The organism is Amycolatopsis sp. NPDC005232, assembly GCF_040607795.1.
GTDB lineage: Bacteria > Actinomycetota > Actinomycetes > Mycobacteriales > Pseudonocardiaceae > Amycolatopsis.
Genome location: NZ_JBEXHL010000007.1, coordinates 175,843 through 199,064 on the forward strand (window position 1 = coordinate 175,843; position 23,222 = coordinate 199,064).

Consider the following 23,222-nt stretch of genomic DNA (forward strand, 5'->3'; position numbering starts at 1 on the left):
AGGAATGAGCAACGTCGAGACCGAGCCACGAGTCCTGGACTGCGGGGACGACGCGGCCGGCCACGGCGGGGTCGAGGTGCTCGGCGCGCGGGACGTGCCGCTGGGCGGGCCGCGCGCGATGAAGGTGCGCCGCACGCTGCCGCAGCGCAAGCGTTCGCTCGTCGGCGCCTGGTGTTTCGCCGACCACTACGGGCCCGACGACCCGCGCACGACCGGCGGCATGTCCGTCGGCTCGCACCCGCACACCGGCCTGCAGACGGTGAGCTGGCTGTTCGCCGGCGAGATCGAGCACCGCGACAGCCTCGGGTCCCACGCGATGATCCGCCCGGGCGAGCTGAACCTCATGACCGGCGGCCACGGCATCTGCCACTCCGAGGTGTCGACGCCGGAGACCACCACGCTGCACGGCGTGCAGCTGTGGGTCGCACTGCCCGACGCCCACCGCCACGCCGAGCGCGACTTCCAGCACTACGCCCCGCCCGCCACCGACCTCGGCGGCGCCACCGCGCGCGTTTTCCTCGGCACGCTCGCCGGAGAGACGTCGCCGGTCAAGACGTTCACGCCGCTGCTCGGCGCGGAGCTGGTCCTGGAGCCCGGTGCTCGTGTGACGCTCGACGTCGACCGCGAGTACGAACACGGCGTGCTCGTCGACACCGGCGAGGTCACCTTCGCCGGTTCGGCCCTGCACAGCACCGACCTCGGTTACCTCGGCACCGGCCGCGCCACCCTGGACCTCGCGAACACCGGCGAAGGCCGCGCTCGCGTGATGCTGCTCGGCGGGCCGCCGTTCGGTGAGGAGATCGTGATGTGGTGGAACTTCGTGGCCCGCACGCACGAGGAGATCGTGGAGTACCGCGAGGCTTGGCAGGCGGAGTCGTCGCAGTTCGGCGCCATCCCCGAGGTGCCGGGTGACCCCGCGCGGCTGCCCGCGCCGGTCCTGCCCAACGTGCGGATCAAGCCGCGCCGCAACCCCTGACGAGCGCCGCGAAGATCCGGTCCACGTCCTCGCGCCCGGTCCGCCAGTTGCTGAACGCGGCCCGCAGCGCGGGCACGCCCGCGTAGACCGTCGGCGTCACGAACGTCTCGCCCTCGGCGGCGACGGCGCGCACCACGGCGTCCATGCGCTCCTGTGTCAGGTTCTCGGCCAGCGTGAAGCACACGACGTTGAGCCGCACCGGCGCGAGCAGCCGCCACTGCGGCGTGCCGGCCAGGCGTTCGCCGAGGTCACGGGCGTGGGCGACGCAGCGTTCCACGATCTCCCGGTGCCCGGCCCGCCCGTACGCGGCGAGCGTGCACCACGCGGCCAGCGCGCGCAACCGCCGTGAGGATTCGGGCGTGCGGTGCACGAAGTCCGGGTTGTCGCCCGGATGGCCGAGGTAGGCCGCCGAGTTCTGGAACACCCGCACCTGCAGGTCGAGCCGGCGGCTGAACTGGATCGCCGAGTCATAGGGCACGTTGAGCCACTTGTGCAGGTCGACGCACACGGAGTCGGCCAGCTCCAGCCCTTCGACGAGCCCCGCGTGCTCGGGCGAGAGCGCGGCGAACCCGCCGAACGCCGCGTCGACGTGCAGCCAGAACGGGTACTTCTCCTTGAGCGCCGCGATCGCCCGCAGGTCGTCGAAGTCGACGGTGTTCACCGTGCCCGCGTTGGCGATCACGATCGCGGGCCGCCCGCCCAGCTCGGCGAGCTCCCGGTCCAGCGCCTCGACGTCCACGGCCTCCCGCTCGGGCTGCACGGTCACCGGCCGCAGGGCCGAGCGGCCCAGGCCCAGCACGGACATCGCCTTGAGCGCACTGGAGTGCGGTGACCCGCTGAGCACCTCGACCGGGCCGAGTGCGGCGACCCCGGCGTCGGCGACCGTGACGCCGAGCCGCTCCCCCAGCCACTCGCGCCCGATCGCCAGACCGACCACATTGGACATCGTCGCGCCGGACACGAACGCGCCGCTGAACTCGGACCCCAGCCCGAACAGCTTCGCGAGCCAGCCGACCGTCTCGCGTTCGAGGTCCGAAGCCGAGGAATCCAGCGACGACACGGGGTTCTGGTCCGCCGCGGCCGTAAGCCAGTCGCCGGCCACCGCCGCGGGGGTCGCGCCGCCCGTGACGAACCCCAGGTACCGCGGCCCGGCGCTCGCGGCGAACCCCGGCGCCCAGCGGCGCCCGAACTCCGCGAGCGCGGCCTGCGCGCCCATGCCGTCCTCCGGCAGCCCGGCGGGCTCGAACGTCCCCGGCGGCACCGCCACCGGACGGTCCGCCACCCCCGCGAGCAGCTCGCCGGCCTGCTCACGCGCGGCATCGAGCAGCGCGGGCAGGCCGTCGAGGTCTTCGGCCAGCTTCGAGTACACAGCCACCTCCTGCGGCGACCCTAGCCGCGCGCGGCCACGCCCGTCGCAGGCCAATCCTCCGGAACTGGCCCGCTCAGCGGCTCAGGCGCGTCCGTGCCCGCCCCGGGTCGAAGTTCACCTTCCGCAGCGGACCGGCGACCAGCAGCACCAGCGCCACGGCCGACACGCCCGCCAGCACCAGAGCGGCGACGAACTGCGCCGCCTCGGACGTGGCCGAGGCCAGCACCGCGAAACCGGCGAGCACCACGACCGTCGGGCCCGCCAGTGCCGCCACCGTGGCCGGCACCGGGACCCGCCGCCCGTCGGGCCGCCGGGCCGAGACGACCGCCGCGCCGGCACACACCACTGCGGCTACGAGGAGGCAGCCGCCCACGGTGTCGGAAAGCCGGTGCCAGCCGAGCGCGACGGTCGCCGCGGCGACCCAGGCGACGCCGAGTGAACCCACGGCGAGCACCCAGGTGCGCATCCGTGCGGGCAGCACCACCGCCAGCGCGAACAGCACCGCCGTCGCCGCGCTGACGTGCCCGCTCGGGAAGCTGTTGTGGCTCGCGACCGCGTAGCCGTCGAGGGTGGCGGGCCGGTCGAGCACATAGATCTTGAGCAGCTGCGCGGCGACCAGCGGGGTCGCGAGCAGCACCAGCGCCGTCACGCCCAGGGCGAACCGGCGCCGCACCAACGCCAGCGCGAGGACCAGCACGGCGACCGCGCCGAGCAGCACCACGAGGTCCACGTCGCGCAACGGCACCGCCCAGTCCACAGTGGACGGGTCGGTAGCCTGCGCGCTGTGCACCACGCCGTTCTCCGCCTCCTGGCCCGCCGCCGTGCGCACGAAGAGCAGGTACGCCACGAGGAACGCGACCGCGCAGCCCACCGCGCTCGCGACGAGCAGCACGGTGCGCGACGGTGTCCGCGCCTCGAGCGCGTGGCGCGGGGAGCCGGACGGGGTGATCAGGGGTGCCTCGGGGAACGTCACTGCCATGGACCCGAGTCTCGGCGCGGGATTTAGCGCTTCCGTCAGTGCCGTGTCATGGTTTTGCTACAAGATCGCCCCGGTTCGCCCCACGCTGCGGTTTTCCGAATAATGGCCGGGGTGGCAGAGGTGTTGGTGGTCGAGGACGACGCGGCCGTACGGGAAGGACTCCAGCTGGCCCTGCGCCGGCAGGGCCACGTGGTGCACACCGCCGGCTCGGGCGAGGCGGGGCTGGACCTGGTGCGCAAGAACCTGCCCGACATCGTGGTGCTCGACCTGATGCTGCCCGGGATGGACGGGTTCGAGACCTGCCGCCGGATGCGTGCGCTGGGCGAGGTGCCCATCATCATGCTGACCGCGCGCAGCGACGACTTCGACGTGGTCGCGGGCCTGGAGGCCGGCGCCGACGACTACGTGGTGAAGCCGGTGCAGCCACGCGTGCTCGACGCGCGGATCCGCGCAGTGCTGCGTCGCGCGGTCAGCGATCACGACGCGCGCGCGGGCGAGGTCGAACGCCACGGCGAGCTGGTGATCGACCGCGCCGGCATGCTCGTGAAGAAGCGCGGTGAGCAGGTGGCGCTCACACCCACCGAGCTCAAGCTGCTGCTCGAGATCTCCCGCACGCCGGGCCAGGTGTACAGCCGCCAGCAGCTGCTCACCGCGGTGTGGGACCACGACTACCTCGGCGACTCCCGCCTGGTCGACGCCTGTGTACAGCGGCTGCGGTCCAAGATCGAGGACGTGCCGGCGCGGCCCGACCACGTCCAGACCGTGCGGGGCTTCGGCTACCGGTTCGGCCGCTCGTGAGGCGTCCGCGGCTGCGGCCGTGGCTCTCGGGGCTGCGGCCCCGGCTGGTGCTGTCCTTCGCGGCGATGACCCTGGTCGGCGCGGCCGCCGCGGCCGGCGCCAGCTACGTGACGGCCCGCACGACGATCCTGCAGGGCGTGCAGGACCCGGCCATGGTCCAGCTGCGCGACCAGGTGACCGCGTACCTGCCGCAGATGACGCTGCCGCCGGACCAGCGCCAGCTCGACAACCTCGCCGACAACCTCAAGGGCACCACCGTCGCGGTCTACCGGGACCTGCGTTCGCGGTCGGGGCTCGACCCCTCGGAGCTGCCCGCCGACCTGCGCGAGGAGGTCGCCGCCGGCGGCACGATCCAGTTCAAGCGGGTGATCAAGGGCGACACCCCGCTGCTGATGGTCGGAATGCCGGTGCTGCAGCGCGGCGACAACGGGGTGGCGCACACGGGCGTCGAGGTCTACTCGATGGTGTCGCTGGCCGCCCAGCAGACCGCGATCGACCAGCTGGCCACCCGCGCGTGGCAGACGGCCGCGCTGGCGCTGCCGATCGCCGTCGCGCTGGCGCTGCTGGCCGCCCGCCAGGTGCTGCGACCGGTGCGCGCGCTGAACACCGCGGCGCGCAAGCTCGGCCACGGGCAGCTCGACGTCCGCCTGCGCGCCAAGGGTTCCGACGAGCTGGCCCAGCTCGTGACCACGTTCAACAGCACCGCGGCGGAGCTCGAACGCACCGTCGGCACGCTGCGGGAGATGGAAGCCGACGCGCGCCGCTTCGTCGCCGACGTCTCCCACGAGCTGCGCACCCCGCTGGCCGCGATGAACGCGGTGACCGACGTGCTCGACGAGGACGCCGAGCAGCTGCCCGAAGACACCGCCGTCGCCGCGCGCTTGGTCTCGACCGAAACGCGCCGGTTGACCCGGCTCGTGCAGGACCTGGTGGAGATCTCGCGGTTCGACGCCGGGCGCGCCGAGCTGCGGCTGGAGGAGTGGGACGTGGCGCAGGGCGTGACCGACAGCCTCGCCGCGCGCGGCTGGACCGCCGCCGACGGGATCGTCACCGACCTGCCGGCCGGTGTCGTCGCGACCGTCGACCCGCGCCGGCTCGACATCGTGGTCGCGAACCTCGTCGGCAACGCCCTGCGCCACGGCGAACCGCCGGTCGAGGTGCACCTGGCCGCCGACGCCCACACCGTGACGCTGGAGGTCACCGACCACGGTCCCGGCATCCCCGAGGCCGTGCTGCCCCACGTGTTCGACCGCTTCACCAAGGCCGACTCGGCGCGAGCGCGCTCGGAGGGCAGCGGGCTCGGCCTGTCCATCGCGCGGGAGAACGCCCGGCTGCACGGCGGCGACGTCGAGGCCGCCAACACCGGTTCCGGCGCGCGGTTCACCCTGTGGCTGCCCCGCCACCCCCGGCCTGGAGAGGCGCGATGAAGAAGCTCGTGACCGCGCTCGCCGTGCTCCTGCTCGTGAGCGCGTGCGGCATCCAGCCCACCGTCGTCGTGCCCGCCGGCCCCGCCCCCACCGCGGTCGGCCCCGGCGCCCGTGCGAACCAGCTGACGCTCTACTTCCTGGTCGACGGCCAGCTCGCCCCCGTCGTGCGCAGCTGGGGCAGCCCGGTGTCGCCGGAGCTGGCAGTGAACGAGCTGTTCCAGGGCCCCAGCCCGGTCGAGCAGAAGAGCGGGTACTACTCGCTCCTGTTCCCCGGCGACGGCCAGGTCACGATCGACACCGGCAGCGTGCCGCCGACGGTGTCCATCCCGTTCTCGATCAAGCCGCTCTACCTCGGCGTGGACCAGGTGGTCTGCACCACCGTCGCGGCGATGTCGGCGGCGGGCCTGCCCGTGGACCTGCGCGGCGTTTCGGTGGTCACGCCCGATTCACGCATCGGTCCGACGCTCTGCACCTTCTGAGCCGCTGACAGAAGCCGGTCAGGCGGGGTAGGCCCGCAGGGCCCGCGCGCCGGCCAGCGAACGCGCCCACCACTCCAGCTGGTCGAGCAGCTTCTTCACCGCCGCGCCGGTGGATTCGGCGTCAGTGGGGCTGCCGGACTCGTCGAACCGGCCGTGGGCGCCGTGGAAGCTCACGGTCTCGCGGATGGTCACGGCGTGCAGCTCGGCGAAGACCGGGCGCAGGTGCTCCACCGCGCGCAGGCCGCCGGAAAGTCCGCCGTACGCCACGAAAGCGACCGGTTTGGCCTGCCACTCCGAGCGGAACCAGTCGACGGCGTTCTTGAGCGGCGCCGGGTAGCTGTGGTTGTACTCCGGCGTGATCACGACGAACGCGTCGGCCGCGGCGAGCCGGGCCGCGAGGCGCCCGACCTCCGGCGCGGGCTCGGACCCGAACGCGGGAAACGCCAGTGGCAGAGCCAGATCGGCGCAGTCGACCACGTCCACCTCGAACCCGCCGTGCGCGGCGGCCTCGCGGGTGAACCAGTTCGCGACCGTCGGCGCGAACCGTCCTTCCCGGACACTGCCGACGATCACGGCAACCCGGACGGGAACTTCCGACACGATTGTTCTCCTCGAATCACCGTGCGGGACCGGGTGTCCCGCACGGAACCGAGTCTGGAACTTCAAGCTCACTTGAAGTCAAGCTATCCTCGCCTGCATGACCAAGACGGAGCTGCCCGAGCTGACCGTGGGCGAGCTGGCGCACCGCACCGGGGTGCCCGCCTCGGCCCTGCGCTTCTACGAGGACGAGAAGCTGATCCGCAGCAGGCGCACGGCGGGCAACCAGCGCCGCTACCGCCGCGACACGCTGCGACGCGTCACGTTCATCCGGATGTCGCAGCGGGTGGGCATGCCGTTGTCGCAGATCCGCGAGGTCCTCGCGCTGCTGCCGGACGACCGCACCCCCACCCGCGCCGACTGGGCCCGCATTTCCCACTGCTGGCGCGAGGACCTCGACGAGCGCATCCGGCAGCTGGAGCAGCTGCGCGACCAACTCACCGACTGCATCGGCTGCGGCTGCATGTCGCTCACCAAGTGCCGGCTCGCGAACCCCGGCGACCGCCTCGGCCGCGAAGGCCCGGGGCCGAGGCGGCTCCCGGACCACCGCGGGGACGGCTACCCGTGACGCTCAGCCCAACACGAGGCCGCGCACGTAAGCGGCCTGCCCGGCGTGCTGCAGATCGTCCGAAAGCACGCTGATCAGCCGCACGCCCAGCGTCACGGGCGGGTCCCAGCGCTCGTCGACGACGGCGTCGAGCGCCTTGCCCTCGAGGCCGCCGACCCACGCCACGGTGTGCTCGTGCACAGCGTCGTAGTAGCCGGTCAGCAGCTTGGGGTCGTCGATCTGCACGGCGGCGACGTCGTCGCTGCTGTGCGCGTACCCCGTGTCCGCCGGCGGGAAGGGCAGGCCGAAGCGACGGTGCCAGTCCTGCGCGGTCCAGATCTGCCCGGTGCCCGCGACGTCGGCCACGTGGTCGTCCTGCACGCGCGTGAGGTGCCAGACGAGCCAGGCGATCGAGTTGGCGCCCGGCCCGGGCCGGGCGACGAGCTGGTCGCCGGTCAGGCCGTCGACCGACTGGTGCACGACCTCCTGGATCCGGCCGAAGCCGTCCACGAGCAGATCGGCCACGTTCATCCGTAGTCCTCCTCGGTTCGTTCCTGCCTGCTACCCCGATCATGCCGCACACAAACCGCCGCGCCGCCACCGAATTCCGGCGGTCTGGCGCGGCGGCAGGCCGGCTACGCCCCGAGTAGCTGGTCGAAGAACGAGCGGTAGCGGCGCAGCGCGATCCGCAGATCCTCCGTGGCGGGCTCGCCGTCGCGCCACTGCGCTTCCAGTTCGCCCTTGTGTTCGGCGAAGGTCTCGGCCAGCGAGCTGATCACGGAGGCGACGAGCTCGTCGGCATCACGCACGGCGCGGCGCGGGTCGTCGACGAAGTCGGTCTGCACTTCCTGCCAGCGGTTGCGGAAGCGGTCGACGTCGCCGCCTTCGAACAGCGGCGGAGCGCCGTCGGTGCGGGCGCCCCGGTCCGCGGAACTTCTGTCCAGGGCACGGTCGTCCACGTCGCCGGCATCCCTAGCACGAGTGTCCACATCGGATACTTCGCGCGAGCGTTCTGCCGGAACGTCCCGGCGTTCCTCGGTGCGGGGCTTTTCGGCGGCACCCGCCAGATCGGCGGTGCTCAGTCCCCGGGTCTCCTGGTCGGTCATGTCAGCGGTCTCCGTTCCGCTCGTGGGCGCCGCGGTGGGTGCCGCCGCGCGCGGCGGTGTGCTCGCGGCGGCGCTCGACGGTGTCCTCGTCGGTGCGGCTGTCGGCACGGGTGTCCGTGCGGCTTCCGGCGCCGGTCTCATCGGTCAGCAGGTCCTCGAACACGGTGCGGTAGTGCACCATCGCCGAGCGCAGTTCCTCTGTGGACAGTGCCGTTTCCGAGTGGCGGCGGTGCGTCTCGTGCGCCGCGCGGTAGTGCTCCAGCGTGCGCGAGTGGCGCACGGACAAGTCGGAAAGCTGCTGGTCGTAGCCCTCGGTCGGGTAGCCGCGCTCGGACATCACGGCCACGAGCAGGTCGTCGGCCTCGTCGAGCGCGCCGGCGGGCTGGTCCACGAACTTCTCCTGGATCAGCGCCCAATGCTGCGCGTAGCGCTCGCGCGCCGAAGCCGAGAGCGGCCGGATGTCGAGGTCGCGGTGGCGGCGTTCGCGTTCGGCCAGCTCCCGTTGCGCCGCACGCGGATTGTCGCTCTCCTCGACCGCGCGCGAGTACTCGGGACCGAACTGCTGCTGCAGTCGTTTTCGTTGCCGTTCCTGGACGACGAGCCACGCAACCGCGCCGATCACCACGACGGCGACCACGACGATCACGACAATGAGCCAAGTGGGCATCGCACGAACTCCTTCACGGATTTTGTCGAGCCCCCCGTACCGCTCGGATGCCCGCCGCTGCCCAGGCGAAACGCGAATGCCGCCGGATGAACGGCGTTTTCGGCCGAGTGGCCGAGCGCGAGCCGCCGGATGAGGTACGGTTCGGACATCAGGGCGAAACCCGGCGGACGGGAGGACGGCGCGTGGACACCACCGTGCGGCTCGCTTCCGGCGCGCTCCGCGTCGTGTCCAGCTTCGACACCGTCGCCGGCGTCCCCATCCCCGGCTGGGCCGGCACGCTGCTGGCCGTGGTGTGCATCATCGCGGCGCTCGCGGTCCTGCTGCTGATCGTGCGCAACCGGCGGCGCTGAGCCGTTTCGCGGCTGCTCAGCGGAGGTAGTTGCTGACCTCGATGAGGTTCTCGTCCGGGTCACGGAAGTAGACGCTGCGGATCTCGCCCGTCGCACCGGTGCGCTCCACCGGTCCCTCCTCGATCGGCACGCCCGCCCGGCGCAGTTCTTCGATCACGTCGTCGAGCGCGTTTTCGGTGATGAGGCACAGGTCCGCGCTGCCCGGCGTCGGGCGCAGTGCCTTGGGTTCGAACTCGTGGCCCGCCTGGTGCAGGTTGATCTTGCTGGTGCCGAAGGCCAGTGCCTTGCGCCCGCCCTTGAACGTCACCTCCGCCATGCCGAGCACCCGCGTGTAGAAGGCCACCGTGGCCTCGACGTCGGCGACGGTGAGCACGAGGTGGTCCAGGCGGTCGATGCGCATCGGGTGTCCCCTTCTTTCGGCGGGTTCTGTCGACGGGCGGGTCAGGCGCGAGTGAAGCGGGTGGTGATCACGTGGTCCTTCGCCGGGCCGGCGACCACCCACTCCTGGCGCCAGTGATCGGCGTCGAGCACGCGGTACTCGCCGCGGTAGAGGTCGTCACGGCACGGGTGGTCGGTGCTCCACCGGCCGGTGGCCAGGTCGAGGTCGTGGAAGAACCCGCCGTGGTCGAAATGCACGGCGGCGCGGGCGCCGTCGGGGTGGTAGAGCAGGGTGCGGCTCACCGGGCCGGTGTAGCCGGCGAGTCGCAGCTCGCCCGTCTCGTGGTAGACGAGGACGCCGTCGCGGGCACTGTCTCGGGTGAACGTCGCGGTGCCGGTGACCTCGCCCATCGGCTCGCCGTCGGCGGCCACGATGTCGCGCGAGAGCCGCCAGGTGCCGGCGAAGTGCGCGGCGAGGTCGGTGATCGCGAAGTCCACCCCGCCATTCTGCGCCCGCGCGTGCGGCGTGACGCAGTGGCGGGGCGGGGATCACACACAGCGTGACCGGTGCGGTGCGAGCGGGACACTCGTACCGGAAACGCGCCGAGGCGCCCGGGGTGGCACCGCGGTGTCGGTCCCGGCGCCTAGAATCGGCCGGGTGGCTCACCCCGACCAGGCCCAGCGCTCCCCCGCCGCCGAGACCCTGCATCGCGTGTTCGGTTACGACGCGTTCCGCGGTGATCAGGCGGACATCGTCGAAACCGTGATCTCCGGCGGAGACGCGCTGGTGCTGATGCCCACCGGCGGCGGGAAATCGCTGTGCTACCAGATCCCCTCGCTCGTGCGGCCCGGCGTCGGCGTGGTGATCTCGCCGCTGATCGCGTTGATGCAGGACCAGGTCGACGCGCTGCGCAACCTCGGCGTACGCGCGGGATTCCTCAACTCCACGCAGGATTTCGGCGAGCGCCAGCGCGTCGAAGAGGCGTTCGTCGCGGGTGAGCTCGACCTGCTCTACCTGGCACCGGAACGGCTCTCGGTCGAGTCGACCGTGCGGCTGCTCGACCGCGGGAAGATCGCGCTGTTCGCGATCGACGAAGCGCACTGCGTGTCGCAGTGGGGCCACGACTTCCGGCCCGACTACCTGATGCTGTCGTCGCTGCACGAACGCTGGCCGGACGTGCCGCGCATCGCGCTCACCGCCACGGCCACCGAGACCACGCACAAGGAGATCTCCGCGCGGCTCAACCTCGACGGCGCGCGCCACTTCGTCGCGAGCTTCGACCGGCCGAACATCCAGTACCGCATCGTCGGCAAGAACTCGCCGCAGAAGCAGCTGCTGGAGCTGCTGCGCACCGAGCACAAGGGCGACGCGGGGATCGTCTACTGCCTCTCGCGCGCGTCGGTGGAGAAGACGGCGGAGTTCCTGGTGCAGAACGGAATCCGCGCGGTGCCCTACCACGCGGGGCTCGACAAGCGCACCCGCGCGGAGAACCAGTCGCGGTTCCTGCGCGAGGACGGGCTCGTGGTGGTGGCCACCATCGCGTTCGGCATGGGCATCGACAAGCCGGACGTGCGGTTCGTCGCGCACCTCGACCTGCCGAAGTCCGTGGAGGGCTACTACCAGGAGACGGGCCGCGCGGGCCGAGACGGGCTGCCGTCCACAGCGTGGCTCGCCTACGGGCTGCAGGACGTGATGCAGCAGCGCAAGATGATCGAGAACGGCGAGGGCGACGAGGCCCACCGTCGCCGGCAGGCCGCGCACCTCAACGCCATGCTGGCGCTGTGCGAGACCGTCGAATGCCGCCGCACGCAGATCCTCGCCTACTTCGGCCAGACCGGCCAACCCTGCGGCAACTGCGACACCTGCCTCGCCCCGCCCGAACGCTTCGACGGCACCATCCCGGCGCAGAAGCTGCTCTCCACCGTCGTGCGGCTGCGCAACGAACGGCGCCAGAAGTTCGGCGCCGGCCAGATCATCGACATCCTGCTCGGCAAGACGACCCCGAAGGTCACCCAGTTCCAGCACGACACGCTCAAGGTGTTCGGCATCGGCACCGAACTGCGCGAGCAGGAGTGGCGCGCGGTCGTCCGGCAGCTGCTGGCGCAGAACCTCCTTGCCGTGGAAGGGGACTACGGCTCCCTGGTCCTGACCGACGGCAGCGCCTCGGTGCTCAACGGCTCACGCACCGTGTCCCTGCGCCGCGAACCGGAGCGCCCGGCCCGCGCCGCGCGCACTTCCCGCCGCGGCACCGCCGCGGCCGTGGAAATGCCCGCGGAGGCCGCGCCAGTGTTCGAACGCCTCCGCGCCTGGCGCGCCGCCACGGCCAAGGACCAGGGCGTCCCCGCCTACGTGATCTTCCACGACGCCACGCTGCGCCAGATCGCCGCCGAACGCCCCGGCTCGCTCTCCGACCTGGGCACCGTCAGCGGCGTCGGCGAGGCCAAGCTGGCGAAGTACGGCGAGAGCGTGCTGGCCGCGTTGGCGGCGGAATAGGCGCGGCGGTCTGGGAAGTCGGCGAGGAAGGCGCACTCCTGCGGGCATCGCCGCCGGCCTCGCGCCGCGACAGCAAGCGATCGGGTTCGCCGTCCTCAGCTGGACGAAGCCGAAGCGGCGCCCGGCCGCGGCGGTGGCCCGCAGGTGGTTCGAGAACGCACCCCGCCGCAGGCGGTCGGGACGCTGGCCTGCCGCCGCGGCCGGTTCCGGTGACCGGCGTTCACCAGGTGAGCATCCGGTCGATTCGGCACCCGCCAGCTTACCTCGCGTCGGTCAGTGGCCCGGCTTCGGCTTGGTCGCGTCGGAGACCTTCTGGGTCACACCGTTGATCTTCGCGTGGTACTTGCCCTTGGTCTTCTGGTCGACGAATTGGGCGGCCTTGCCCACGGCCTGGTTGACCTTCTCCGGGTTCTTCTTCGCGTACGACGTGACGGCGGTGGCCGCGCCGGCCAGTACGGCGAGTCGTTTGAGCATTGCCATGGAGTCCTCCCGCGGGTTTCTCGTCATCCCGTCAACGCTGTGATGAGTACCCGGAGTTCCCCGATTCGAACATTCCGGACGCGGGTAGGGGCGAAATCCCCGCGACCCGCGGCGGCTGACCAGGCATGATCGGCCCCATGCGAGATCTCGCGGCGCTCCCGAAGGCGCACCTGCACGTCCACCTCGAGAGCACCGTGCGGCCGGCGACGCTGCGCGAGCTGGCCAACGCCAACGGCGTGCCGCTGCCGGGTGCGGCACGGGCGTTCACCGGGTTCCGGGACTTCGCCGACTACAACTCCCTCATCCGTGCCTGCCTCCGCACGCCGGAGGACTTCGAGCGCGTCGCCCGGGAGTTCTGCCTGGACGAAGCCGCGCAGGGCACGCGGTACGCCGAGGTGACGTTCACGGCCGCGTCGCACGGGGAACGGCTGGGGGACCTGGAGATGCCGCTCGGCTCCGTCCTCAAAGGACTGTCTGAAGGAGACCTCGAGACCCGGGTGATCCTCGATCACTCGCGCCGCCGGTCCGTCGAACGCGCCGAGCGCACGCTGCGGCTCGCCCTGGCCCACGACGAGGTGGTTGGCCTCGGCATGGCGGGCGAGGAGCGCCACTCGCTCGCTCCCTTCACCGGCGTCTTCGCCAAGGCGCGCGAAGCCGGGCTCCACCTCGTGCACCACGCGGGCGAGGACGCCGGGCCAGAGAGCATCCGCGAAGCCCTCGACGTCGGCCGCGCCGAGCGCCTGGGCCACGGCATCCGCGTCCTCGACGACCCCGAACTGGTGGCCGAGGTCCGTGACCGCGCGATCGCGCTCGAGGTGTGCCCGACGTCCAACGTCGTCCTCGGCCTGGTGCCGACCATGGCGAAGCACCCGCTCCCCCGCCTCGTCTCCGCGGGCCTGGCCGTCACGCTGAACACCGACGTCCCCTCGGTCACGCACACCACGCTGACCGACGAGTTCACCACCGCGCGCGACACGTTCGGCTACGACGACACCGCTCTCGCGGCCCTCGCCGAAACCGCCGTCACGGCGTCGTTCGCGCCGGAGGAGACGAAAACCGCGCTGCGCAAGGAGATCGCCGCGTGGCTCACACCGGCAGTAGGCGCGTGACCAACGTGCTCAGCTGCTGCACGTTGCGGCACTCGTGCATTTCCACGAGCTCCGCGTACGCCAGCGCCGCCGAGTCGCCGGTGGACCACAGGGCGCGACGCTCGGGGTTGAGCCAGTAAACGTGCCGCGCGCGGTCGCGGATGGCTCGGACGGCGTCGAGGTTGGGGTCGCCGCCGTTCGTGCGCGCGTCTCCCAGGATGAGCACCGACGTGCGCGGGCCGACGGCGTCGATCCACTTGCCGGTGAACCCGCGCAGGGCGCCGCCGTAGTCGCTGTGCCCGTCCCAGCGCACCACGGCCGCTTCTTCGAGGATGCGCGCGCCGAGGTGCTCCGGGTCGGCGACACCCGCGGTGACCAGGTGCGTGACCTCGTCGGTGCTGTCCACGAACGCGAACACGCGCACCTTGCTGAACTGGTCGCGCAGCGCCTGCACCAGCAGCATCGTGAAGTTCGCGAACCCCGCGACCGAACCCGACAGGTCGCACAGCAGCACGATCTCGGGCCGGCCGGGCCGCCGGTGCCGGAACGCCGGACGCACCGGCACGCCACCCGTCGACAACGACCGCCGCAGCGTGCGCCGCAGGTCGATCTGTCCGCGGCTGGTGCGCTTGCGGCGCGCGGCCAGCCGGGTCGCGAGCTTGCGCGACAACGGCTGCACGGCGCGGCGCAGCTCGGCCAGCTGCGCCCGGCTGGCGATCAGGAAGTCCACGCGGTCCGCGGCCGGCGCGATCGCGTGCTTGGCCACGCGGTCGCGGCCCCGCACCTCGGCCGCGCGCCGGCGGGCCTCCGTGCGGACGTTCCCGCGGAAGTCCTCGACACGGCGGCGGACCTCGTCGCGCGTGAGCCGGTCGGTGAACTCGCCGCCCTCGTCGGAGCCGCCGCCCGCGGCCCGGATCGCGGCGAGCACACGCACGATCAGCGTCTGCGGCTGCAGCCGGTCCAGCGTCTGGTGCGCGGAGAACCCGCCGCCGGCGCCGGAACCCGCGCCGTACCCGCCGAGCATCTCCACGGCGACGCCGGCCAGCTGCGCCAGCGCCTGCTGGTCGCCCTCGGCGAGCGCGGCCGCCACGGCTTCCCGCAGCTGTTCGAGGTCGCGCGGTCGGTCGTCGCGCGCCAGCTCGGGTACGCCCACGCCGGCCGGGAAGTACAGGTCGAAGGCGGCGTCGAACACCGCCCGCTGCCCGCCGCGGCGCACGAGCGCGGCGGCGAGGCCCTCGCGCACGAGCTCGCGGTCGTCGAAGCCGAGCACCTCCAGCGCGGCCCCCGCGTCGACGGTCTCGGCCGGGCCCGCCGGGATGCCCTGCGCCCGCAGCGCCTGCACGAACGCCGTGAGCCGCTCGGTGACGCCGGGCGCGCTCAAGACGCGTCCAGCACCTGGTCGAGCTTGAGGCCCACGCCGGCCTTGGTGATGTCGTCCTGGTGCTTGAGCACCACGCCGAGGCTCTCGCGCACGATCTGCTCGTCGAGCGTGCCGGAGCCGAGCTCCAGCAGCGTGCGCGCCCAGTCGATGGTCTCGGCGACCGACGGCAGCTTGCGCAGGTCCATGGCGCGCAGCGCGGCGATCACACGGACCACGGAGTCGGCCAGCGCGGCGTCGATGCCGGGCACGCGCAGCTTCACGATCCGCAGCTCGAGCTCCGGGTCGGGGAAGTCGATGTGCAGGAACAGGCAGCGCCGCCGCAGCGCCTCGGACAGCTCGCGCGTCGCGTTGGAGGTGAGCACCACGAACGGGTCGCGGGTGGCGGTGATCGTGCCCAGCTCGGGCACGGTGACCTGGAAGTCGCCGAGCACCTCCAGCAGCAGGCCCTCGACCTCCATGTCGGCCTTGTCGGTCTCGTCGATCAGCAGCACCGTGGACTCGGTGCCCGAGATCGCCTGCAGCAGCGGGCGGCGCAGCAGGAACTCCTCACCGAAGATGTCGGTGCGCGAGTCCTCCCACGTCTCGTCGCGCCCGGCGGTGATGCGCAGCAACTGCTTGGCGTGGTTCCACTCGTACAGTGCGCGGGCCTCGTCGATGCCCTCGTAGCACTGCAGGCGCACGAGCCGCGAACCGCTGACGGCGGCCACGGCTTTGGCCAGCTCCGTCTTCCCCACGCCGGCCGGGCCCTCGACGAGCAAGGGCTTGCCCAGCCGGTCGGCGAGGAACACGGTGGTCGCCACCGCCGTCGAGGCGAGGTAGCCGACCTCGGCCAGCTGCGCCGACACGTCGTCGACGGACGAGAAGAACCCGGTGCCCACGTGACCTCCTAAGCGGATGCTCACCTCGCACTGTACTGGCCGGGCCTCAGTCCGTCTCCACGATCCGCGCGAGTGTGCGGTTGAGCTCCGCCACCGTCACCCTTCAGCAGGTCAGGCTTGCCGGCCCGCGGCTGGTCGCCGCCCACACCGACGGCCCGGCCGGGCAGGGCACGCTCGTCGCGGGACCGGTCACGGCGCCGCCCAGGGTCGCCGCACGCCGCACCGGGACCGTGGCCCGGCCGCACGGTGCGGGAGCCGAGCGGCCGGTCGCGAGCTAGCATCTGGCCACGTGACCTACGTTGCGGCGACCAGCCGATACGACTCGATCCCCTACCGGCGCTGCGGGCGCAGCGGACTGAAGCTGCCCGCCATCTCCCTGGGCCTGTGGCACAACTTCGGCCACGACCGGCCGCTGCAGGTCCAGCGCGACATCCTGCGCCGCGCCTTCGACCTCGGCATCACGCACTTCGATCTGGCCAACAACTACGGCCCGCCCTACGGCTCGGCCGAGTCCAACTTCGGCCAGATCCTCGCCACGGACTTCAAGCCCTACCGTGACGAGCTGGTGATCTCGACCAAGGCCGGCTACGACATGTGGCCGGGCCCGTACGGCGACTGGGCCTCGCGCAAGTACCTGCTGGCCTCGCTCGACCAGTCGCTGGGCCGCATGGGCCTGGACTACGTCGACATCTTCTACTCCCACCGCTTCGACCCGGAGACTCCGCTGGAGGAGACCGTCGGGGCGCTCGACCGCGCCGTGCGCTCGGGCAAGGCGCTCTACGTCGGCATCTCCTCCTACAACTCCGAGCGCACCGCCGAGGCCGCACGCCTGCTGCGTGAGCTGGGCACGCCGCTGCTGATCCACCAGCCCTCGTACTCCATGTTCAACCGGTGGACCGAGGACGACCACCTGCTCGACACGCTCGAAGAGGCCGGAGCGGGCTGCATCGCGTTCTCTCCGCTCGCCCAGGGCCTGCTCACCGACCGCTACCTCGGCGGCGTGCCGGCCGACTCGCGCGCGGCGCAGGGCAAGTCCCTCGACCCGGACACGATCACCGAGAACCGGCTCGCGAAGATCCGCGGCCTCGGCGAGATCGCCACGCGCCGCGGCCAGTCGCTGGCGCAGCTCGCGCTGGCCTGGGCCCTGCGCGACCCGCGCATGACGTCGCTGGTGATCGGCGCGAGCAGTGTCAAGCAGCTCGAGGACAACGTCGCCGCGCTGGACAACCTCGAGTTCACCGCCGAGGAGCTGGCCGAGATCGACCGGTACGCGACGGAGTCGGACATCAACCTCTGGAAGCGCTCGAGCGACAGCTGACGGTCCGTCCGGTGGCCGGTGGCGATGTTCGCGTCACCGGCCACTGTGGACGGTCGTCGACGGCTCACCCAGCGCGGGTCGGCCGCGGTGCCGGCAGGTGCGAGGTCTCCGGGAACAGGTGCAGCGCGCGCAGCGCCGCACCCAGCTCCGCGATGTCCTGCGGGTCCGTGAGCGAGCGGCCGAGCTCGTCGGTGATGCGGCGCAGGCGGTGGCGGATCGTGTTGGGGTGGCAGAACATCCGTTCCGACGTGAGTTTCGTGGAGCCCTGGCAGTCGAACCACGCGCGCAGGGTCAGCAGCAGCACGTTGCGGTCGTCGCCGGGCAGGTCGAGGATCGGGCGCAGCACGTGGTGCGCGAGCTGCACCGACGCCTCCGGCGCGCTGGCGACCAGGCCCGCGAGCGGCGACTCCGTGAACTGCACCAGGCCCGTCGAGCCGGGCGCCATGCTGGACAGTGCCACGCGCGCGAAGTGCAGCGCCCGGGAGGTGTTGCCGAGGCCCGAGAACACCGGGCTCATGCCGACGCGGCCCACGGGGGCTTCGCGCAACAGGTCGATGGTCACCTTGCACGCCGACGGGTCGCGCAGCGACACCACACCCACCTGCAGGTCCGGCGTGAGCCGCCACGCCGAGGCGTGCTGGGCTTCGCGCAGGCGCTGCTCGATCTTCGGCAGCGGTTCGTGGCCCAGCCGCGGCGTTTCGGCCGCGACGACTACGAAGCTGCCGTCCACGGTCAGCTCCAGCACGCGCGCGATGTCCCACAGCGTGCCCTCGGTCGCGGCGCCGCCGGCGAACAACGCCTCCACCAGAGCGGAGCGCCGGTTCTGGTGCGCCACCACGACTTCGGCCGCGGTGTCCCGATAGGACGAAGTGAGCGCCTCGGCGTAGTCGTCGACCAGCGCCCACACCGCGGACGTCGCGGCGACGAGCCCGGCGAGGTCCTGGTGGTCGCCGCGCGCGGTCAGCAGCACGAATCGGTGCCACACCTCGGTGAGCCCGATCCGGTACGCGCGCAGGACTTCCGGCAGCGGCGCGCCCTGCAGCGCCCGCGCGCGGCCGGTGGCCCGCGCCTGGGACAGGTCGGGCACGTCTTCGCCGCGCAGCGTGCGCATCACGTAGTCGAGGTTGGCGCGCACGGAATTGCGCAGTTCGGCGTGGGTGACGAACCGCTCGTCGCGGTAGACCGGCATCTGCTCGAGGATCTGGTGCGTGGTCGCTTCGATCAGCTCGGGCATGGCGGTTTCGACCTCGGCGGCGAGCACCGAGACCACGGGGGCGAGCCCGTCGCGCAGAACTGTCTGGTAGTGCATCAACGCCCTCCAGGCCTGGGCGAAGGGCGCTCGCGCGCCCCTCGCCCGTGACCGTACGGGGACTCGTCGTTGAGCCCTCGGGAAGGTCATCTAACACGACACCCGCTCACTCGGCCGGGTGAACTTGTGACACTTGCCGCGAATGCGGAAGAACTGATGTAGAACTTCCGCATTCGCGGGTCACATCTTCGCGGCGGCCGACTTGATCGCCTCGCGGATGCGGAAATACGAACCGCAGCGGCACACGTTCTCGATCGCGTCGATGTCGGCGTCGGTGGGGTTCTTGGTCTTCTTCAGCAGCGCGACGGCGGCCATGATCTGGCCCGGCTGGCAATAACCGCACTGCGCGACGTCCTGCTCCAGCCACGCCTCCTGCACCGGGTGCAGCTTGTCGCCGTCCGCCAGGCCCTCGATCGTGGTGACCTCGCGGCCCTCACACTCGGAGACCGGCGTGACGCACGGGTTCATGGCCTCGCCGTCGAGGTGGCTGGTGCAGGCCTTGCAGACGTTGATGCCGCAGCCGTACTTGAGGCCGCGCACCTTCAGCTTGTCGCGCAGCGCCCACAGCAGCGGCAGGTCGGCCGGCGCGTCCACGGTGACGGTCTTCCCGTTCACCACAAAGCTGTAGTTGGGCATGGGAACTCCTTGCGGTGGTGGGGAAGATCAGCGGGGGAACGGATCGAAGTCGACGGGGAAGTTGATCGGGAAGCTGCGCGGCTTGATGCCGGTCGCGCGGGCGTAGGCGTTGGCGATGGCGCCCACCGGCGCGGGCAGCCCGAGCTCGCCGGCGCCGCCGATCTCGCTGCCGTTGGCCGGCATCACGAACACGTTCACGTCCATCGGCGCGTTCTTCTGCCGCGCGTAGTGGAACTGCGAGTAGCTGCCTTCGAGCGGGAGTCCGTTGTCGATGTGCAGGCCCGCGGTGAGCGTGGTCGAGATGGCGTCGGTGAGGCCGCCGAGCATCTGCGACTGGATGCCTCGGGGGTTCACCGGCTTGCCGACGTCCACGGCGATCGTCGCCTTGGTCACGCGCGGGTTCTTCGGGTCGCGCGCGTCCATCTCCACCAGGCAGGCGGTGTAGGACTTGTACTCGCCGTGGACCGCGATGCCCTGGGCGAAGCCCTTCGGCATCTTCTTGCCCCACTCGCCGAGCTCGGCGACCTTGTCCAGCACCGCCTTCTGGCGCGGCTCCTTGATGAACTCGCGGCGGAACTCCAGCGGGTCCTTGCCGAGCTTGGCCGCGATCTCGTCGGCCATGATCTCCTCGGCCCCGCGGGTGTTCGCGGAGTACACCGAACGCCACGCCGAGGTGTGGAACTTCAGCGGCACCTCGTTGAGCAGCTGCGTCGTGACGCCGTAGTTGTAGGGCGACTTCACCGTCAGCAGGAACACCGTCTGCGCGAAGCTCAGGTTGCCGCCCACGGGCAGCTTCGCGGCGAACGCGGTGAGGATCTCGCCGAGGCCGTGGCCCCAGTCGGTCTCGACGCTGGCCACCCTGTGCTCGAACGTGAGCACCTGGCCGAGCGCGAACGTCGCGCGGATCTTGTGGTGGCTCGCGGCGCGGGCGCGGCCGTGGCGCATGTCGTCGATCCGGCTCCACATGAGCCGGACGGGCTTCTTCATGGCCTTGGAGATGTGCGCGGCTTCCAGCGCGGCGTCGAAGAACAGCCGGCGGCCGAACGAGCCGCCGCCCTGCTGGACGTGCACGGTGACCTTGTTCTCCGGCAGCCCCAGCTCCTGCGCGATGGTCTGCTTCGCGACGATCGGCGACTTCAGGCCGGCCCAGATGGTGGCGCTGTCCTCGCGGACGTCGGCGACCGCGGAGTTCGATTCCATCGGCGCGTGGCTGACGAACGCGAAGTCGAACTCGCCGTCCACGTACTGCGTCAGCAGCGGCGGCACCACGAACGGCAGCGCCGCGGCCTTCAGCTTCTTCGTGATGGACGCGTTGTTCTCGCCGTCGACGGTGCCCGCGTTCCAGCTGACGTCGAGGGCGTTCTTGCCGTCGAGCGCCTGGCCGAAGGTCTCGGCCATCACCGCGACGCCGGTCTGCACGACGGCGATGTCGATGATGCCGGGCATCGCGCGCACGGCGGCCTCGTTGTTGACCTTCTTGACCGTGCCGTTGATCGTCGGCGGGCGCCGCACCATCACCGGCATCGCACCGGGGATGTCGAGGTCGAGCGTGTAGACCTGCTTGCCCGTGACCATGGCGAGCGCGTCTTTGCGCGACGTCGGGGTGCCGACCAGCGTGTGGGCCGACTCGGCCTTCGGCTTCACGGCCGCGGTGGGCAGGTCGGCGCGAGCCGCCGGGCCGGCGAGCACACCGTAGGAGGCCTTGCGCCCGTCCGGCGAGCGCACGAGACCGTCGCGGGTCGACAGGCGCGCCGCCGGGACGTTCCACTGCGAGCTCGCGGCGGCCACCATCCGGGCGCGGGCCGTCGCGGCGGCGGTGCGGATCGGGTCGTACAGCGAGCGCATGGTGTTGGAGCCGCCGGTGAGCTGGTTGAACAGCAGCTCCGGGCGCGCGTCGGCCAGCACCACGTCGACCTTGTCGAGCGGCAGGTCCATCTCTTCGGCGACGAGCATTGCGCTGGCCGTGTTGATGCCCTGGCCCACCTCGGCGCGCGGCAGCTGCAGGCGCACGCCGCCGTCGGTGGTCACCTCGAGCACGAGCATGCCGGCCGTGGGCGCGTTCGAGAGTGTGAGCACGTCGCCGAGGTCGAGGATCTCGGCAGGCTGCGGCAGCGTGGGCACCACGGCTTCGGCCTTGTCCGGCACGAGGGTGTCGAACGACAGCTTCGTCGCGACGGTCAGCGTCGGCGCGGCGACGAGGTAGGTGAGGAAGCGGCGGCGGCCGACGCGCCCGTCGTCGTCCGGCGCTGCGTTGTCCGGCTCGGTACCGCCCTGTGGTCCGGGGCTGGTGGTGGGACTGGCCATCGGGAATCCCTTCGAGGCACTCGCGCCGGTGCGGACGGCGCGGCCGGGCGAGCGCCGCTGCGACGGTGCAGCCCGGGTGGTGGGGTGTGACGCGGTGGTGGAACGGGAGGTCTGGCGCGCCACGCTAAGGACGTGACAGAAACGACGCAACGCGCAGTAGTCGTGTCGACTGATGTCTGTGACGAGGTAACAGCCGACCGCCTTCGAATGTGCGTCGTGACACATTCACCACTGGTCGGATCGGGTGTTCACGGGGGTGCCGACGGGTGAGCGCGGGCTGCGCCGGATGGCCGTTCGGACACTCGCGACGCCCCGGCTCCGCGCGCCCTGCGCCGGGATGGCGCCGACAGCCCGTATCGTCGCCTGGACGCTCTGCCGCTGGTCACCGAACGGGTGAAAAGAAGGTTTCCTGCCGAAGCCGGTTACCTTGGCAGTGATGACATCGGCACGACTAGGAAGCGGGCGGCACGTGGTGGGCGCGGGTACTCCGCCGGTCGGCACGCCGGCCGGGATGCGCAGGATCAACCAGCGGGCGGTGCTCGACCTGCTGCGCCGCGGCGGGCCGGCGACGCGGCCGCAGGTCGCGAAGGACACCGGGCTGTCCAAGCCGACGGTGAGCCAGGCGCTGCTGGCGCTGGAGGCCGCGGGCCTCGCGCGGGCGACCGGGCACACGTCCACCGGAACCGGCCGTTCCGCCGTGCTCTACGAAGCCGACCCCACCGCGGGGTACGTGCTGGGCGTGGACATCGGGCGCGAGCACATCCGCGTCGCCGTGTCGGACCTGGGCCGCACGATGGTCGCGAGGCGCGACGCCCGCAACACGGCCCGCTCCGGCAGCGCGCTCGTCGCCTCCGTCGGCCGGCTGGCGCGCGAGATCGTGGCCGAGGCCGGGCTGACCGACGCCGACATCGTGGTGCGCGTGCTGGGCTCCCCCGGCGTCGCGGACCCGGCGAAGCGCTGCTTCCGGCACGCGCCGAACCTGCCGGGCTGGGGCAAACCCGGCCTGCTCGACGATCTGGAGGCCGCGCTGGGCGCCGGCCTGGTCGTGGAGAACGACGCCAACCTCACCGCCGTCGGCGAGTGGGAAAGCGGCGCCGCCCGCGGCGCGTCCGTGGTGGGCTGCCTCATGATCGGCACCGGCGTCGGCATGGGCCTCATGGTCGACGGCCGCGTCTTCCGCGGCGCGACGGGCGCCGCCGGCGAGATCGGCTACCTCCCCTACGGCCGCACCCAGTCGGGCGGCGAGGTCCCCGCCCGCGGCCACCTCGAAGAGGCCACCGCCGCCCAGTCCGTGGTCCGCGGCGCACGCGAACTCGGCCTGGGCACGGCGAAATCGGCCCGCGAGGTCTTCCGCCTGGCCCGCGAGGGCGACGAACTGGCCCAGCGCGCGGTGCGGATGGAAGCCGACCGCCTCGCCTACACGGTCGCCTCCGTGGCCGCCGTCGTGGACCCCGAACTCATCGTCCTGGGCGGCGGCATCGGCACCGCCGCCGACCTCCTGCTGGACCCCATCGACCGCGCCCTGCGCTCCTTCACGCCCCTCCTCCCGACCGTCGTCCAAGGCGAACTGGGCGACGACGGTGTACTGACGGGGGCGATGAGTGTGGGGTTGCGGGCCGCGGAGGGGTTGGTGTTCGAACGTCGGGTCGGGGCGGCCTGAA

General features: G+C 71.9%; 25 protein-coding genes. 11 read left to right on the forward strand and 14 right to left on the reverse strand.

Translation table 11 applies throughout. The features are described 5' to 3' along the window. Positions 1-4: 4 nt before the first annotated feature. Complete coding sequence (locus ABZU76_RS16020; RefSeq protein ID WP_354869682.1) at positions 5-976, forward strand: pirin family protein; 972 nt, start codon at positions 5-7, stop codon at positions 974-976. On the opposite strand, the gene ABZU76_RS16025 is transcribed toward ABZU76_RS16020, so the two are convergent. Both ABZU76_RS16025 and ABZU76_RS16030 read right to left on the reverse strand, forming a co-directional pair. Next, complete coding sequence (locus ABZU76_RS16025) at positions 954-2,345, reverse strand: pyridoxal-dependent decarboxylase (RefSeq protein ID WP_354869685.1); 1,392 nt, start codon at positions 2,343-2,345, stop codon at positions 954-956. The genes ABZU76_RS16020 and ABZU76_RS16025 overlap by 23 nt on opposite strands. Positions 2,346-2,418: 73 nt before the next feature. Next, positions 2,419-3,324: a phosphatase PAP2 family protein gene (locus ABZU76_RS16030; RefSeq protein WP_354869687.1), complete on the reverse strand. Its 906-nt coding sequence runs from the start codon at positions 3,322-3,324 to the stop codon at positions 2,419-2,421. A 111-nt stretch (positions 3,325-3,435) separates the two neighbouring features. Here ABZU76_RS16030 and ABZU76_RS16035 point away from each other — a divergent pair, with 111 nt between their 5' ends. Genes ABZU76_RS16035 through ABZU76_RS16045 form a run of 3 tightly spaced genes read left to right on the forward strand, consistent with a single transcriptional unit; the run spans position 3,436 to position 6,028 of the window. Continuing rightward, entirely contained in the window at positions 3,436-4,122 is a 687-nt protein-coding gene (locus ABZU76_RS16035; RefSeq protein WP_354869689.1) for a response regulator transcription factor, read from the forward strand. Next, positions 4,119-5,549 carry a HAMP domain-containing sensor histidine kinase gene (locus ABZU76_RS16040; RefSeq protein ID WP_354869691.1) on the forward strand — a complete coding sequence of 477 codons (1,431 nt, stop codon included), beginning with the start codon at positions 4,119-4,121 and terminating at the stop codon, positions 5,547-5,549. The genes ABZU76_RS16035 and ABZU76_RS16040 overlap by 4 nt, the downstream gene beginning before the upstream one ends. Next, entirely contained in the window at positions 5,546-6,028 is a 483-nt protein-coding gene (locus ABZU76_RS16045) for a hypothetical protein (RefSeq protein ID WP_354869694.1), read from the forward strand. The genes ABZU76_RS16040 and ABZU76_RS16045 overlap by 4 nt, the downstream gene beginning before the upstream one ends. Positions 6,029-6,046: 18 nt before the next feature. On the opposite strand, the gene ABZU76_RS16050 is transcribed toward ABZU76_RS16045, so the two are convergent. Continuing rightward, entirely contained in the window at positions 6,047-6,628 is a 582-nt protein-coding gene (locus ABZU76_RS16050; RefSeq protein WP_354869697.1) for an NAD(P)H-dependent oxidoreductase, read from the reverse strand. A 97-nt stretch (positions 6,629-6,725) separates the two neighbouring features. Here ABZU76_RS16050 and soxR point away from each other — a divergent pair, with 97 nt between their 5' ends. After that, positions 6,726-7,193 (forward strand): redox-sensitive transcriptional activator SoxR, encoded by a 468-nt coding sequence (soxR, locus tag ABZU76_RS16055; protein ID WP_220242179.1) that lies wholly within the window; start codon positions 6,726-6,728, stop codon positions 7,191-7,193. A 3-nt stretch (positions 7,194-7,196) separates the two neighbouring features. Here soxR and ABZU76_RS16060 read toward each other — a convergent pair whose 3' ends face one another. The 3 genes from ABZU76_RS16060 to ABZU76_RS16070 form a co-directional block, all read right to left on the reverse strand. Then, the gene (locus ABZU76_RS16060; protein WP_354869701.1) at positions 7,197-7,703 is read right to left on the reverse strand and encodes a DUF664 domain-containing protein; all 507 of its coding nucleotides are present in this window, start codon (positions 7,701-7,703) and stop codon (positions 7,197-7,199) included. A gap of 104 nt (positions 7,704-7,807) precedes the next feature. Beyond that, the gene (locus tag ABZU76_RS16065; RefSeq protein WP_354869703.1) at positions 7,808-8,278 is read right to left on the reverse strand and encodes a hypothetical protein; all 471 of its coding nucleotides are present in this window, start codon (positions 8,276-8,278) and stop codon (positions 7,808-7,810) included. Position 8,279: 1 nt separating this feature from the next. Next, positions 8,280-8,945 carry a hypothetical protein gene (locus ABZU76_RS16070; protein WP_354869706.1) on the reverse strand — a complete coding sequence of 222 codons (666 nt, stop codon included), beginning with the start codon at positions 8,943-8,945 and terminating at the stop codon, positions 8,280-8,282. A gap of 182 nt (positions 8,946-9,127) precedes the next feature. Here ABZU76_RS16070 and ABZU76_RS16075 point away from each other — a divergent pair, with 182 nt between their 5' ends. Beyond that, complete coding sequence (locus ABZU76_RS16075) at positions 9,128-9,295, forward strand: hypothetical protein (protein WP_354869709.1); 168 nt, start codon at positions 9,128-9,130, stop codon at positions 9,293-9,295. A 16-nt stretch (positions 9,296-9,311) separates the two neighbouring features. On the opposite strand, the gene ABZU76_RS16080 is transcribed toward ABZU76_RS16075, so the two are convergent. Together ABZU76_RS16080 and ABZU76_RS16085 are read right to left on the reverse strand one after the other, a co-directional pair. Further along, a complete protein-coding gene (locus ABZU76_RS16080) occupies positions 9,312-9,695 on the reverse strand; it encodes a VOC family protein (protein ID WP_354869712.1) in 384 nt (127 codons plus the stop codon). Positions 9,696-9,736: 41 nt separating this feature from the next. Further along, positions 9,737-10,171 carry a DUF6314 family protein gene (locus tag ABZU76_RS16085; RefSeq protein WP_354869714.1) on the reverse strand — a complete coding sequence of 145 codons (435 nt, stop codon included), beginning with the start codon at positions 10,169-10,171 and terminating at the stop codon, positions 9,737-9,739. Positions 10,172-10,331: 160 nt separating this feature from the next. Between ABZU76_RS16085 and recQ the strand changes: the two genes are divergently transcribed. Next, positions 10,332-12,167 carry a DNA helicase RecQ gene (recQ, locus tag ABZU76_RS16090; RefSeq protein ID WP_354869716.1) on the forward strand — a complete coding sequence of 612 codons (1,836 nt, stop codon included), beginning with the start codon at positions 10,332-10,334 and terminating at the stop codon, positions 12,165-12,167. 273 nt (positions 12,168-12,440) lie between these two features. Here the strand turns inward: recQ and ABZU76_RS16095 are convergent, their stop codons facing one another. Continuing rightward, positions 12,441-12,647 (reverse strand): antitoxin, encoded by a 207-nt coding sequence (locus ABZU76_RS16095; protein WP_354870054.1) that lies wholly within the window; start codon positions 12,645-12,647, stop codon positions 12,441-12,443. Positions 12,648-12,784: 137 nt separating this feature from the next. On the opposite strand from ABZU76_RS16095, the gene add reads away from it, so the two are divergent. Continuing rightward, positions 12,785-13,756 carry an adenosine deaminase gene (add, locus tag ABZU76_RS16100; protein ID WP_354869719.1) on the forward strand — a complete coding sequence of 324 codons (972 nt, stop codon included), beginning with the start codon at positions 12,785-12,787 and terminating at the stop codon, positions 13,754-13,756. On the opposite strand, the gene ABZU76_RS16105 is transcribed toward add, so the two are convergent. Further along, positions 13,734-15,116, reverse strand: a complete 1,383-nt coding sequence (locus ABZU76_RS16105; RefSeq protein ID WP_354869721.1) for a VWA domain-containing protein — start codon at positions 15,114-15,116, stop codon at positions 13,734-13,736. The genes add and ABZU76_RS16105 overlap by 23 nt on opposite strands. Beyond that, positions 15,113-15,994, reverse strand: coding sequence for a MoxR family ATPase (locus ABZU76_RS16110; protein WP_354869724.1), 882 nt, complete (start codon positions 15,992-15,994; stop codon positions 15,113-15,115). Before ABZU76_RS16110 ends, ABZU76_RS16105 begins: the two co-directional genes overlap by 4 nt. 74 nt (positions 15,995-16,068) lie before the next feature. On the opposite strand from ABZU76_RS16110, the gene ABZU76_RS16115 reads away from it, so the two are divergent. After that, positions 16,069-16,272 (forward strand): hypothetical protein, encoded by a 204-nt coding sequence (locus tag ABZU76_RS16115; protein WP_354869726.1) that lies wholly within the window; start codon positions 16,069-16,071, stop codon positions 16,270-16,272. Between the two features lie 11 nt (positions 16,273-16,283). Next, on the forward strand, positions 16,284-17,312 hold the full coding sequence (gene mgrA, locus ABZU76_RS16120; protein ID WP_354869729.1) for an L-glyceraldehyde 3-phosphate reductase: 1,029 nt from the start codon (positions 16,284-16,286) through the stop codon (positions 17,310-17,312). A 64-nt stretch (positions 17,313-17,376) separates the two neighbouring features. On the opposite strand, the gene ABZU76_RS16125 is transcribed toward mgrA, so the two are convergent. The 3 genes from ABZU76_RS16125 to ABZU76_RS16135 all read right to left on the reverse strand — a co-directional run bounded on the left by ABZU76_RS16125 (position 17,377) and on the right by ABZU76_RS16135 (position 21,561). Continuing rightward, positions 17,377-18,621 carry a helix-turn-helix domain-containing protein gene (locus tag ABZU76_RS16125; RefSeq protein WP_354869731.1) on the reverse strand — a complete coding sequence of 415 codons (1,245 nt, stop codon included), beginning with the start codon at positions 18,619-18,621 and terminating at the stop codon, positions 17,377-17,379. 180 nt (positions 18,622-18,801) lie between these two features. Further along, positions 18,802-19,257, reverse strand: coding sequence for a (2Fe-2S)-binding protein (locus ABZU76_RS16130; protein WP_354869733.1), 456 nt, complete (start codon positions 19,255-19,257; stop codon positions 18,802-18,804). Between the two features lie 27 nt (positions 19,258-19,284). Next, positions 19,285-21,561 (reverse strand): molybdopterin cofactor-binding domain-containing protein, encoded by a 2,277-nt coding sequence (locus tag ABZU76_RS16135; protein WP_354869736.1) that lies wholly within the window; start codon positions 21,559-21,561, stop codon positions 19,285-19,287. Between the two features lie 511 nt (positions 21,562-22,072). Between ABZU76_RS16135 and ABZU76_RS16140 the strand changes: the two genes are divergently transcribed. Next, complete coding sequence (locus tag ABZU76_RS16140) at positions 22,073-23,221, forward strand: ROK family protein (RefSeq protein ID WP_354870056.1); 1,149 nt, start codon at positions 22,073-22,075, stop codon at positions 23,219-23,221. The last annotated feature ends 1 nt before the right edge of the window (position 23,222 follow it).